Raw genomic sequence first — 13,567 nt, 5'->3', positions numbered from 1 at the left:
TTGTCTATTTTTTATCGTTCAATCCCAGAGGTTGCCATTTTGGACAAGCTAAAAATTAAACTACAGTATTTATTGCCTAAATTATGGCTCACACAGCTAGCAGGTTGGTTTGCAAATAAAAAAGCAGGTGTAATTACCCAATTTGCGATCAAAGCCTTTGCTAAAGCATATAAAGTCGATATGAATGAAGCAAAAGACAGCCAGTTCCAAGCTTATTCTTCATTCAACGATTTCTTTATTCGTGCATTAAAAGACGGTGCTCGCCCTATTGTCGAAGGTGATGACAAACTTGCATTACCTGCTGATGGCGCAGTCAGCCAACTAGGTCTTATTCAAGACGATCAAATTCTGCAAGCCAAAGGGCATCATTACACCCTTGAGGCATTACTTGCGGGTAATTTTATGTTGGCTGATAAATTCCGTCATGGTCAATTTATTACCACTTATCTTTCACCTCGCGATTACCATCGTGTTCACATGCCTTGTGATGGTTTATTAAAAGAGATGATTTATGTTCCAGGCGATCTCTTCTCTGTTAATCCATTAACAGCGGCTAATGTCCCTAACTTATTTGCACGTAATGAACGTATTATTTGCCTCTTTGAAACTCAATTTGGCCCAATGATACAAATTCTAGTTGGTGCAACAATCGTTGGTAGTATTGAAACGGTTTGGTGTGGCATGGTAACGCCACCTCGTGAAGGCATTATTAAACGTTGGACATATCCTCAAGCGGATAAAGCAGGAGCGATATTCTTGAAGAAAGGTGAAGAAATGGGCCGATTTAAGTTAGGCTCAACAGTCATCAACCTTTTCCCAGAAAATACCGTTCAACTGAATAAAGATCTTATGAATGGCTCCGTTACATTAATGGGGGAACAACTAGGTTCCATCATCAATGTCGCTGGTAATGACAATAATGCCATCAGTGAATAACACGTAATTCGGAGTAACCTTTGTGCGCCTGATAATTAGTCTTTTCTTCTCGCTATTTTTGACGCTTTCGTTAAGCACATCTGCAATATCAGCGGATGTGGAGAAATTACGTCAAGATATTAAACAACTTGAAGGAAGCACCAATCCTCAAGATATTGAGGCAGTTCAGGCGCTACAAGGTACTATCAACTGGATTAATGATGGCGAAAAAGCGCAAACAAACGCAGATAGCTATCAAAAAACCATTGATGATTACCCTCAAATTACTCAAGAGCTAAGAAGCAAACTTCTTGAAGAAAGCCATGCTGTTCCGACTATCCCTGAAAAAATTAGCATCCCTGATTTAGAACAAAAAATTATTCAAATCAGTAGCCAATTGATGGAACAAGCAAGGCTTCAGCAACAAGAGCAAGATAAAAGCCGAGAAATTAGCGAATCTTTAAACTTATTACCCCAACAGCTTTCTGAAGCGCGCCGTTTACTCAGCGAGGCAACAACAAGACTCGCGGCTACCAGCACATCAACAACACCGTTGACAGAAGCACAAAATAAGCTAACACAAGCTGAAGTCACCGCTCGTAAAGCGATGGTCAATGAGCTTGAAATGGCACAACTTTCAGCTAATAACCGCCAAGAAATTGCTCGCCTTCGCTTAGAATTATTTAAAAAACGCTATCAACGTCTTGATGTGCAACTACAACAATTGCGCAGCTTATTAAATATAAAGCGCCAAGAAGTGGCTAATCTGGCATTAGAAAAAACAGAGATGTTAGCGGAGAAAGGTGGTGAGCTTCCTGAGTTTCTGACAAAGCAGATCCAAACTAACCGTGAACTCTCTCAGATCCTGAATAAACAAACACAGGAAATGAGTGAGTTATCAGAAAAACAACGCATTACCACACAACAGACACAGCAAGTTCGTCAAACGCTCACCACTATTCGAGAACAAGCACAGTGGTTAAGTGGCTCGACAGCATTAGGTGAGGCATTAAGAACACAGCTTTCCCGCTTACCAGAAATGCCTCGTTCACAGGAACTTGATAGAGATATTATTCAGTTACGTGTTGAGCGTTTAGGCTACGAGGATATGCTGGAAAACTTAAGTAAGATCCAGCCACCAGACACTGCCGATGGCTCTAAATTGCCTGAAGCTCAGCAATATATTTTTGATTCTCTTATCCAAGCACGCCATGAATTATTGAATTCATTGCTATCCGGCTATGACTCTCAAATTCTTGAATTAACAAAACTAAAAGTTGCGACAACCCAATTAGCGGATGCGTTAAAAGAGACAAAAGACGCAACAAACCGTTATATGTTCTGGGTTGCTGATATCAGCCCTATCAAATTTAATTATCCAGTTTTATTAGTCAAAGATATTACTCGATTACTTTCGCTAGATACCTTTTCACAATTAGGTCATGCCGCTGTCAGCATGCTTAAAAATCAGGATACGTTCCTATTTCTATTTGTCACTTTATCAATTGTGGGCTTTAGCCTGCGCACTCGAAAACATTACAACGCATTTCTTGAAAGAGTCAGCAACCGTATTGGTAAAGTCACACAAGATCACTTTTCACTGACAATACGCACTGTCTTTTGGTCTATTTTAATTGCGCTGCCATTACCTCTGTTATGGTCTGCCGTAGGTTATGGCTTACAAAGTGTTGAATGGCGTTATCCAATGGCGGGAGCTATTGGATATGGAGTCACAGCCGCAGCACCTGTGCTGTGGTTATTTATGATAAGTGCAACGTTTGCACGTCATAACGGCCTGTTTATTGCTCAATTTAAGTGGAAAGAGAGCCGTGTTAAAAAAGCGATGCGCTTTTACCAGCTTTCTATTTTTGTCATCGTTCCACTGATGATGTCATTAATTACCTTTGAATATTATAGCGATAGAGAATTTGCACCCACAGTCGGTCGTTTCTGTTTCTTACTGCTCTGTATCGCCCTAAGCTTTATTACATCTAGCCTTAAAAAAGCTCACGTCCCGCTTTATCTTGATAAACATGGATCTGGCGATAACCTGATCAACACCATTTTATGGTGGTTCTTACTGCTTGCTCCGGTTATTGCAGGTTTAGCCGCCGTCTTAGGTTACCTTTCTACATCGATTGTCTTACTCGGTCGTTTAGAAATGTCTGTCGCCATTTGGTTTGCCCTGCTGATTATCTACCACATTATTCAGCGATGGATGCTTATTCAGCGCCGGAAATTAGCTTTTGAACGTGCTAAACAAAAGCGTGCAGAAATTCTGGCTCAGCGCGCAAAAGGTGAAGATGAAAATACGATTGTCGGGAGCAGTGGTGAGAGCACAGTAGGACTTGAAATCGAAGCTCAAGAAATAGACCTTGATACTATCAGTGCGCAATCCATTGGTTTAGTTCGCTCTATTCTGACTATGATTGCATTAGTGTCGATGATCTTATTGTGGTCTGAATTAAACACTGCATTCTCTTTTGTCGATAATATTCGACTTTGGGATGTCACCTCATCGGTGAATGGCGTTAATACGGTGCAACCTATCACAATGGGCTCTATTTTAGTGGCGATCCTCGTCATTATTATTACAACTCAATTAGTTCGAAACCTCCCTGCTTTACTTGAGTTGGCCATTTTACAGCATCTAGATTTAACACCGGGTACAGGTTACGCCATTACCACAATGACCAAATACAGCATTACACTGATTGGTAGTATCGTGGGCTTCTCGTTGTTAGGTATTGAATGGTCAAAATTACAATGGTTAGTGGCAGCAATGGGGGTCGGACTTGGTTTTGGTTTACAAGAAATCTTTGCCAATATCATTTCAGGGTTGATGATCTTGTTTGAGAAACCTATTCGTATTGGCGATACCGTGACAATTCGTAATTTGACGGGGAATATCTCTAAGATCAACACACGGGCAACTACGTTAACCGACTGGGATAGAAAAGAAATTATTGTACCGAACAAAGCCTTTATTACAGAGCAATTTATTAACTGGTCACTATCAGATTCTGTCACCCGTATCGTAATGACAATCCCTGCTCCTGCAGACTGCAACAGTGAGCAAGTGACAAATGTGTTATTAGAAGCCTCAAAACGCTCTACGATGATTTTAGAAAACCCAGCGCCTGAGGTTTATCTGGTCGATTTACAGCAAGGCATTCAGATTTTCGAATTACGGGTTTATGCCGCAGAGATGGGACATAGAATGCCTGCAAGACACGAGATCCACCAAAATATTCTCTTAGCCTTTGCAGAACACGGTATCCCATTACCGTTCCCACCATTCCAAGCAAGAGTGGATATGATGGGTAATACAATTCGTAGCTCAATGCGAGCAACACCAAGAGAAGTGGGCGGATTATAATCTATCTATTCAATTAATAGACAAAAAGGCGAACAATATTACGTTGTTCGCCTTTTCTTTTCGAAGAGATCACACTTGGTATAATTTACGTAAATAATGAGGTACAGCTTCATCAGCATTAGTCCCAATCACTTCCATATTGGGTAGCAAATCTTTCAATGTTTGGTGCGCATTTTCCATAATGCAACCTTTACCGGCTGTCTGTAGCATCTCTTTGTCATTCATACCGTCGCCAAACGCAACCGCATCTTTGGCGGTGTGTTGCATTAACTTAGCCACTTTTTCTAGCGCTTCACCTTTAGATACGCCACCAGCCATCACTTCTAAGCAATTACGCAGTGAGAAACTCACATTGACCTTATCACCCCAGTGCTGATTAATTTCATTCTCTAGCTTCAGTAATAGCTCATGATCATCAGAGGTGAAGAAGACTTTGCAGACATTGGTGGTCGGAAATCCTGTTTTACAATACAATTCATAGCTAAAGTCTGATTCTCGAAAAAACTCACAAGCCCCTGGCATCTCCTTATTAACATACCAGTAGTCACCTGCATAAATATTAGTTTCAATTTCAGGGTGATCAAAAACCATAAGAGCCAAGTCATAAGCAATTTCAGGCTCAAGATCTTGGCTAAAAATAAGGTCGCCACGAGTGTTATGCACGCGTGCACCATTAGAAGTTATCATATAAGCGTTAATGCCTAATCCATCACGAATTTGAGCAACATCAACATGATGACGACCTGTTGCGAATACAAAGTGCACGCCTTTATTAATAAGTAGGTGCAGGGTTTCTTGCGTATAGGGAGTTAATACATGATTAGGTGATAACAGTGTGCCATCAAGATCTGAAGCGACTATCGAATACATACACATTCCTGATTAAAATAAATGCTTATCATAAAACTCACAGATTTCATTTAATGCTTGTGAGCGTAGCTTATCTATTTCGAACAAGATTTCATGATGCGCACCTTCAATCACCAGTGGCAATTTTTGCTTTTCTTCTCTTGTTCTGGACTGACTATAACGTTCACAGAAAGCCCTTAGCTCTTGATTATCTACCACCTTATCATGCTCTGCTTCGAGCACTAATAGAGGGGTATTAATCTCTCCCGCATGTTCAATTAACCAATCTCCCATTTTTAGACTTTCCCCCATCCAATGATAAGTCGGTCCGCCTAATCGTAGTTCTGGAAAATCAGCATAATAACGTAAATACCGGCGATATCGCTCATGGCTATGTGTTAATACATTAAGGATAAATGGCAGTGGAAACCATTTACCTGTTGATACCGCGTAGTTATTTCTTTCAGATTGACTTTGTTCTGCTCGGTTAACTAAAAAATTAGCCACCCAGCGAGGTATGGGTAATTTAATACCAAACATCGGCGCACTTAATGCCGCTGCTTTAAAAACATGAGTTTGCTTTAGAAGATATCCGGCTAAGATAGCACCGCCCATTGAGTGAGCTAATGCAAAGTAATGCTGATATTGAAAAGGCAACACTATTGTATCGACGAACGTCGAGAAATCATCGATATAATCACTAAATTTCTCTACATGCCCTTTTTGTGTATCTTCTAATAGCCTGTCAGAAAGCCCTTGCCCTCGATGATCGAGAAGAAAAATATCATAGCCTGAGTGAAAGAAATCGAATGCAACTTCAGGGTACTTTACATAGCTTTCACTACGACCTGAAGCAATAACCAGTGCTTTATTGTGCAATGGTGAGCGCCAGTGAACATAGCGAATTTTGGCGCCATCAACACCAACAAACTCACCCTCTTCGCGTTGCCCCCAAAAATCCAATAAGACGCCATTCGTAAATGCAGAAAACTGCTTTTCACGCGATAACCACGAATATTTAAACAGAGTGGTTGTCATTGGCTCTCCTTATTGGCGTTATTCGAAGCCCTCAATATGGTCACGAATGAGTGTCATAAAAGCGGGTCCAAATCGTTCTAATTTTCGTTGTCCAACACCGTTTATTAATAACAATTCATCAGGGTAAACGGGGCACTGCTCTGCCATTTCAATCAATGTGACATCATTAAAGACGACAAATGGCGGAATGTTTTCTTCATCAGCAATAGACTTACGTAATTTACGTAGTTTCGCAAATAATTTTCTATCGTACTGTCTATGGGTATTTTTTGTTTGTTGATTACGGCTTTTTGTTGGGCTTAATAATCTAGGTACGGCTAATTGTAATGGCACTTCACCACGTAAGATCGGTCTAGCCATCTCTGTCAGTTGTAATGCAGAGCGATGGACAATATTTTGTGTCACCATACCTAAATGAATAAGCTGGCGGATCACACTCACCCAATGTTCATGGCTTTGCGCTTTACCAATACCATAAACAGGTAATGTATCGTGTCCGGAATCTCGAATACGCTGATTATTCGCGCCTCTTAAAATTTCAACAATATAGCCGATACCAAAGTGCTGACCAGTACGATAAATACAGGACAATGCCTTTTGTGCATCCACTAAACCATCATATTGCTTAGGAGGATCAAGGCAAATATCGCAGTTACCACAGGCATTTTGTCGATGTTCATCGAAGTAATTGAGTAACACTAAACGTCGGCATGTTTGAGCTTCAGCAAATGCCCCCATCGCATTAAGCTTATGCATTTCAATTGCTTTTTGGTCGCTTTCGGGCTTTTCATCTAAACAACGACGCAACCACGCCATATCGGCAGGATCGTAAAACAATACCGCTTCTGCGGGCAACCCATCTCGCCCTGCACGCCCTGTTTCTTGGTAATAAGATTCAATATTTCGCGGAATATCAAAATGAACCACAAATCGGACATTGGGTTTATTAATGCCCATACCAAATGCAACAGTGGCAACCACAATTTGCAAATCATCCCGCTGGAAAGCTTCTTGTACTTTAGCTCGTTGTGCAATTTCCATTCCTGCATGATAACCCGCAATGCTTAATCCCCGTTTACTCAGGCGTTCTGCGGTTTCTTCGACTTTACTGCGACTGTTACAGTAAATAATGCCAGACTTTCCTTTCTGACCTCGAATAAATAACCAAAGCTGATCAAGCGGTTTGTATTTCTCTACTAAAGTGTAGCGGATATTCGGTCTATCGAAACTGCTGATATGAATCAAAGGGTCACGCAACACTAGCTGATTAATAATATCGTAACGTGTTGTATTATCCGCCGTTGCCGTCAGTGCAATAATCGGCACATCAGGAAGATGTTGTCTTAATAACCCTATACCGCGATATTCAGGACGGAAATCATGTCCCCATTGTGAAATACAGTGTGCTTCATCAACTGCGAGTAAAGCAGGTTTCCATTGCACTAATTGATGAAGAAAACTCTCCATCATTAAACGTTCAGGGGCAATATACAGCAGTTTTATTTCACCCTTTTGACAACGTATTTGAACATCAAACTGCTCTTCACGCGTTTGGGTTGAATTCAAATAAGCAGCTTCAATACCATGAAGGCAAAGTTGATCAACCTGATCTTTCATCAATGAGATAAGTGGCGAAACAACCACGGTCAGCCCGTCGAGCAATAATGCGGGAATTTGATAACAAAGGGATTTACCACCCCCTGTCGGCATCACGACTAGGCAATCTCTCCCAGTTGTAATGGTATGGATGATTTCTTGCTGACCAGGGCGAAATTGCTGATAACCAAAGGTTTCTCGCAAAATAACCTGTGCTGATGGCATTGAATTAAGAACTTCTGCTGTGGACACACCGTTCCTCTGAAAAGCTGCTGATAAAAACTATGATGAGGAGTAAAAGAAAAGGCACCAATGTGAAGGTGCCATCATCATTTATAGCGCTATGCTACCCCAGAACGGAGAAAATTACAGCATATCATTAAGCATCACACCAACACCGACCCGTGTCTGACGAAAGTTATAATCAATCATTGATTCACCATAACCACTAAATACTTGGGTATAAAAGCGTACATGCTTAGTAATTGGGTAGCTCCAGCCTAATTCAGCCGCTCCATAGCCACTGTTCCAGTTATAACGCCCAGTCGCAGTGATCACACTTTCACCTAACCGATAGCCTGCTTTTAAGCGGTAATAACCCATATAGCGATTAATCTCTGGATTATCATCACGTTGAGCACTTTCACTAAAGCGATACCAAGGTTTTAGATCAAGCTGTAAATTACCTTTTTGTGCCATAAAACGTGCATAAGCGCGGTTCCAGCTACGAGAGGTGGGATCAGAACGGCCATTCGATTCGTGGTTAAAACCTGTTTCTATTTCACGAAGTGTCCAACCCGCAAATTTATAGTCTGTTGCCCAACCGAGAAAAAGTTGCGGTTCATAGTTTGTTTCACGGAAAGGAGCAGATTCTTTTTTATTGCTTAATTGCCACCAAGAGCGTTGAGTATAAGATGCCGCTAAAACAGAATTTTCACCCGCAATACCGCGCCATAAAGGAAAGGCCAAGCTGAGCTGAAATTTCACCTCATCTTTTTTAGCCTTATTACCCCAATCATAACTTTGAATAGCCTCTTTATTCATATCAGAGGTATCAGTGTAAATAATATAATTGGATTCATAAGGATAAAGAACAAAAGGTGAATCGTATTCTTGTAATAAACCAGAAATGATACTGCCCTGAACAAGCGGTGCAGGAGATGATGATGCTTGTATTTCGGATGCAAATCCCCAGGCTGGATAGAATAAAACCACCGCAAGTAAAGAACGGATGTAACGCATAGTTAATTATCCTGTTTCATTATTGAATAATATAGAAGTTAGTACTTACTTTAGTAATTAGTTCTTATATATGTACTTTATTACACTTTAGCGCCCATATTTTACACGTAATTGCCATTAAATCTCGTATATTTTTACACCATTATATTTATAGCACGAATGTGCAATTACGATTTTGTTATGTATTATTAGCATAATATTAACTTAATGACGTGATATCAGGGGTTCTAAAAATGGAAAAACAGTTAACATTAGAAGAGGCTCAAACACTAATTGGTCATATTTTTGTTTATAAAATGCCCTTTAATCAATTAATCGGCTTAGAACTAGTTCGTTTTGAACAAGACTATGCTGAAATTCAGTTTCGGTATCAGGATAAACTTGTTGGTAATATTGCTCAACGTATCTTACATGGTGGGCTAATTGCTTCTGTACTTGATGTTAGTGCGGGGTTAGTTTGTGTTGGTAATGCATTAACACGTTTAGCACCAATATCCCAAGAGCAGTTAGAACAGAAACTCGCTAACATGGGCACTATCGACTTACGCGTTGATTATTTAAGACCGGGACGGGGAGAATATTTTACTGCAAGTAGCCATATTTTACGCAGTGGCAATAAAGTGTCTGTTGCTCGTGTTGAATTACATAATGAAAAACAAGTTCATATTGCGAGTGGGACTGCAACCTATATCGTAGGTTAAGCCTTTGTTAGAATTCATTGTGCGCGATAATGCTTAGATTAGTATTAATTACTTGTAAAAATACATGCCTAATGACACATTAGATAACGTCATTGGGTATGATAACCCCGTCACACTTTTCCTTTCCATCAATTCCAGAGATAGCATGAGCCAGAAAAACACGATGAAAGGCGTTTTATGTGCCTTAGGCGCCTATTTGATCTGGGGTATTGCCCCTGTCTATTTTAAAAGCATTCAAGAAGTGCCCGCAGAAGAGATCTTAACGCACCGTATTTTATGGTCGTTCTTTTTTATGTTGATTTTAATGACTATCAGTCGTCATTGGTCTTATTTGCGCCAATTAATACGTCAACCTAAAAAAATTCTTCTTTTAGCACTGACTGCCGTCATTATCGCAACTAACTGGCTTACCTATATATGGGCGGTTAACCACGGCTATATGCTAGAAGCCAGCCTTGGTTACTTTATTAACCCTCTAGTTAATGTACTGTTTGGCATGCTTTTCTTGAGTGAACGCTTTCGCCGTATGCAATGGGTAGCAGTAGGTTTAGCATTTACTGGTGTGTTTATTCAACTTTGGCACTTTGGTTCCGTACCCGTGATTGGATTAAGCCTCGCCGTGACTTTTGGCCTTTATGGCTTACTGCGTAAAAAATTGGGTGTCGATGCACAAACAGGCATGCTGGTAGAAACATTATGGCTATTCCCTATCGCATTAGTTTATATCTTATTTTTTACCCATTCACCGACTAGCAATATGCTTGAAAATAGTTGGTCATTAAATACCTTGTTAATTGCAGCCGGTATTATTACAACAGTACCACTACTGCTCTTTACAGAGGCTGCACATCATCTGCGTTTATCAACCTTGGGCTTTTTCCAATATATTGGCCCAACTTTGATGTTTATTCTTGCCACAATGGTATATGGCGAAAAAATTGATGCAGAACGACTAGTCACCTTCGGCTTTATTTGGGTTGCACTGATCCTCTTTACGCTTGATGCTCTTTATACACAACGCCGTTTAAGACGTAGCTAGATCTCTAAGACTCACTCTTCCGCTAAATTACTGATTTGTGTAAAAGCGGAAGAGAGTTTTTTCTTTTTATTCTTCTTTAATGAATGCGCACTCTTTGATATCTCCTTTACATAGCGATGTGAGCGCCTAAATAGCGTTGATATTGCATTATTAATCAATTGAATATGGTTAGTCACGACACTGTAATAGAGATTGATACGAGGAACAAAATCACGCTGGTGTCTCAATAACTTACAATACAAATCTTCTTCAAATGTATTGATAGGTTCGCTAGGATGATAAGTATCACACAGGATTTCCTCAGTATTTTCGACCGATAATTCATTATCAGAAAAAGAGACAGAAGAAGTTCGCGTGCAAGGTGTGACAAAAGAGTAGGTATGAAAAAATACGCTAGAGAGTTTCATCAATTAATCCCGTTAAGTAAAAATAGATAACGAGATTATTAAGTAACCAATTTGAACTTTCCTTAAAAAAACACCCCAGCTTATCTATCAAGTAAGTAAGGGTGTTTTTTATATTGCGGTAATGCTAATTCACTCTAATCGAAGATTATTCTAGTCGAGCAAATGCTGCCACCAGCCATTTAATACCTTCACCATTAAAAGCGATTTGTAATCGGCAATGTTCGCCGCTACCTTCAATATTGATAATGGTGCCATCGCCAAATTTGGGATGCTTCACACGTTGTCCAAGCGAATAACCCGTATCATTGCTGATTATCGGCGTTCCTAAACGGCTGTGATTAACAGGGCGTGAAACTGTTGCGCGTAAACGGACTTCTTCAACACACTCTTTAGGTAACTCACCAATAAAACGAGAAGGACGATGGCTTACTTCTTTTCCATATAAACGACGATTTTCAGCGTAAGTGAGTGTTAACTTTTTCATTGCTCGCGTGACTCCAACATAAGCCAAACGACGCTCTTCTTCCAAACGTCCACCTTCATCTAGTGACATTTGACTTGGAAACATGCCTTCTTCAACACCCACAATAAAGACTTGTGAAAATTCGAGCCCTTTAGCCGAGTGAAGTGTCATTAACTGCACGGCATCTTGATATGCATCAGCTTGGCTTTCGCCTGACTCTAATGCAGCGTGTGAAAGAAACGCTTGCAGTGGCATTAAATCTTCGTCTTCATCTTGATAACTAAATTGACGAGTTGCTGTGACCAGCTCTTCTAAGTTTTCAATACGAGCTTGTGCTTTTTCACCTTTTTCTTGCTCATACATCGCTTTTAAACCTGAATCACGAATAATTCGGTCTGTTTGCACATGTAATGGCATATCTGCCGTTTCAGAAGCGAGGGTTTCAATCAGTTCTAGGAATCGTTGAATTGCAGCAGTTGCACGTCCTGCTAGCATTTTATGTTCGATAACCTGCAATGCACTTTCCCATAAGGTAATTTGGTTATCTCTTGCGACTTGGCGAACAATATCTAATGTTCTATCACCAATACCCCGTGTTGGTGTATTCACAACTCGTTCAAAAGAAGCATCATCATGGCGATTAGCCGTTAATCTCATATAAGAGAGTGCATCTTTGATCTCTTGGCGCTCGAAGAAACGCTGACCGCCATAGATACGATATGGCATCGCAGCTTGTAATAATGCCTCTTCCATTATACGAGATTGAGCATTGCTACGATAAAGAATGGCACACTCTGTTAACGCACCACCTTCTTCTTGCCAGCGCTTAATTCGACCTACGACATAACGCGCTTCATCCAGATCATTAAAAGCACAATACAGCGAAATAGGCTCACCTTCTGCACCTTCAGTCCACAGGTTTTTGCCTAATCTGTCACTATTATTTGCTATTAACGCATTCGCTGCTTTTAGAATATTACTAGTAGAACGATAATTTTGCTCTAAACGAATAGTTTCTGCGCCAGGAAATTCATTTAAGAAATTTTGAATATTCTCAACTTGTGCACCACGCCAGCCATAAATAGATTGATCGTCATCACCTACAATCATCACTTTACCCGTTTGACCCGCCAACATTCTTATCCATGCATATTGAATACGGTTAGTATCTTGGAATTCATCAACCAAGATATTGGTAAAGCGATTTTGGTAATGCTCTAAAATTTGAGGTTTATTAAGCCAGAGTTCGTGAGCACGTAATAAAAGCTCAGCAAAGTCCACCAGCCCCGCGCGATCACAAGCTTCTTGATATGCCTGATACACTTTCAACCAGGTTGTTTCAACAGGATTACCATAAGTTTGAATATGTTGTGGTCGTAAACCTTCATCTTTTTTACCGTTGATATACCACATACCTTGGCGTGCAGGCCATTGTTTATCATCAAGATCCATTGACTTAACAATACGGCGAATAAGGCGATATTGATCATCACTGTCAATAATTTGGAAGTCTTGTGGCAAATTTGCATCAAGATAATGTGCGCGTAATAAACGATGAGCAAGGCTATGGAAAGTACCAATCCACATACCGCCTTGGCTTGTACCAATTAAGTCTTCAATACGATGGCGCATCTCGGCAGCAGCTTTATTGGTAAACGTCACAGCCATAATCGAAAAAGGTGAAGCTTGTTCAACAGATAATAACCAAGCGATACGATGTACCAGTACCCGTGTTTTACCACTGCCTGCGCCAGCTAACACCAGCATATTAATACGAGGTGCGGCTACAGCTTCGCGCTGTTTATCGTTAAGGCCTTCTAGCAGATATGAGACGTCCATAATTACCAATCATTTAGTGAAGAAAATACTGTGGATATATACAGAAATAGAGAGTAAGTAACAAACTAACAGGAATTTACACGCTATGCAAAATAAAGC

10 protein-coding genes are annotated in these 13,567 nt (G+C 40.4%); 4 read left to right on the top strand and 6 right to left on the bottom strand.

The annotated features are described in order from the left end of the window. Positions 1-39 precede the first annotated feature (39 nt). Together asd and mscM are read left to right on the top strand one after the other, a co-directional pair. Positions 40-936 (top strand): archaetidylserine decarboxylase, encoded by an 897-nt coding sequence (gene asd, locus CBE70_RS13680; protein ID WP_100159773.1) that lies wholly within the window; start codon positions 40-42, stop codon positions 934-936. Positions 937-958: 22 nt separating this feature from the next. After that, a complete protein-coding gene (gene mscM, locus CBE70_RS13675; protein ID WP_100159772.1) occupies positions 959-4,294 on the top strand; it encodes a miniconductance mechanosensitive channel MscM in 3,336 nt (1,111 codons plus the stop codon). 69 nt (positions 4,295-4,363) lie between these two features. On the opposite strand, the gene yigL is transcribed toward mscM, so the two are convergent. From yigL to pldA, 4 genes are all read right to left on the bottom strand, one after another. Further along, a complete protein-coding gene (gene yigL / locus CBE70_RS13670; protein ID WP_100159771.1) occupies positions 4,364-5,164 on the bottom strand; it encodes a sugar/pyridoxal phosphate phosphatase YigL in 801 nt (266 codons plus the stop codon). Positions 5,165-5,176: 12 nt separating this feature from the next. Then, entirely contained in the window at positions 5,177-6,181 is a 1,005-nt protein-coding gene (gene pldB, locus CBE70_RS13665) for a lysophospholipase L2 (RefSeq protein ID WP_100159770.1), read from the bottom strand. A gap of 18 nt (positions 6,182-6,199) precedes the next feature. Beyond that, the gene (recQ, locus tag CBE70_RS13660; protein WP_100159769.1) at positions 6,200-8,029 is read right to left on the bottom strand and encodes an ATP-dependent DNA helicase RecQ; all 1,830 of its coding nucleotides are present in this window, start codon (positions 8,027-8,029) and stop codon (positions 6,200-6,202) included. 114 nt (positions 8,030-8,143) lie between these two features. After that, positions 8,144-9,019: a phospholipase A gene (gene pldA / locus CBE70_RS13655; RefSeq protein ID WP_100159768.1), complete on the bottom strand. Its 876-nt coding sequence runs from the start codon at positions 9,017-9,019 to the stop codon at positions 8,144-8,146. Positions 9,020-9,252: 233 nt separating this feature from the next. Between pldA and CBE70_RS13650 the strand changes: the two genes are divergently transcribed. Both CBE70_RS13650 and rarD read left to right on the top strand, forming a co-directional pair. Next, the gene (locus CBE70_RS13650) at positions 9,253-9,720 is read left to right on the top strand and encodes a thioesterase family protein (protein ID WP_100159767.1); all 468 of its coding nucleotides are present in this window, start codon (positions 9,253-9,255) and stop codon (positions 9,718-9,720) included. A 145-nt stretch (positions 9,721-9,865) separates the two neighbouring features. Continuing rightward, positions 9,866-10,759 (top strand): EamA family transporter RarD, encoded by an 894-nt coding sequence (gene rarD / locus CBE70_RS13645; RefSeq protein WP_100159766.1) that lies wholly within the window; start codon positions 9,866-9,868, stop codon positions 10,757-10,759. 11 nt (positions 10,760-10,770) lie between these two features. Here the strand turns inward: rarD and CBE70_RS18300 are convergent, their stop codons facing one another. Together CBE70_RS18300 and uvrD are read right to left on the bottom strand one after the other, a co-directional pair. Beyond that, on the bottom strand, positions 10,771-11,166 hold the full coding sequence (locus CBE70_RS18300) for a hypothetical protein (protein ID WP_157926012.1): 396 nt from the start codon (positions 11,164-11,166) through the stop codon (positions 10,771-10,773). A gap of 145 nt (positions 11,167-11,311) precedes the next feature. Further along, positions 11,312-13,468: a DNA helicase II gene (uvrD, locus tag CBE70_RS13640; protein WP_100159765.1), complete on the bottom strand. Its 2,157-nt coding sequence runs from the start codon at positions 13,466-13,468 to the stop codon at positions 11,312-11,314. Positions 13,469-13,567 lie beyond the last annotated feature (99 nt).

The sequence above is a fragment of the Proteus columbae genome, assembly GCF_002777965.1.
In the GTDB taxonomy this organism is placed as follows: domain Bacteria; phylum Pseudomonadota; class Gammaproteobacteria; order Enterobacterales; family Enterobacteriaceae; genus Proteus; species Proteus columbae.
This window is presented reverse-complemented; position numbering and strand designations above follow the sequence as displayed.

Excerpts from the sequence above, each read along its gene's own strand:
- yigL (WP_100159771.1), bottom strand. The coding sequence starts at position 5,164 with ATGTATTCGATAGTCGCTTCAGATCTTGATGGCACACTGTTATCACCT.
- pldB (WP_100159770.1), bottom strand. The coding sequence starts at position 6,181 with ATGACAACCACTCTGTTTAAATATTCGTGGTTATCGCGTGAAAAGCAG.
- pldA (WP_100159768.1), bottom strand. The coding sequence starts at position 9,019 with ATGCGTTACATCCGTTCTTTACTTGCGGTGGTTTTATTCTATCCAGCC.
- CBE70_RS13650 (WP_100159767.1), top strand. The coding sequence starts at position 9,253 with ATGGAAAAACAGTTAACATTAGAAGAGGCTCAAACACTAATTGGTCAT.
- rarD (WP_100159766.1), top strand. The coding sequence starts at position 9,866 with ATGAGCCAGAAAAACACGATGAAAGGCGTTTTATGTGCCTTAGGCGCC.
- CBE70_RS18300 (WP_157926012.1), bottom strand. The coding sequence starts at position 11,166 with ATGAAACTCTCTAGCGTATTTTTTCATACCTACTCTTTTGTCACACCT.
- uvrD (WP_100159765.1), bottom strand. The coding sequence starts at position 13,468 with ATGGACGTCTCATATCTGCTAGAAGGCCTTAACGATAAACAGCGCGAA.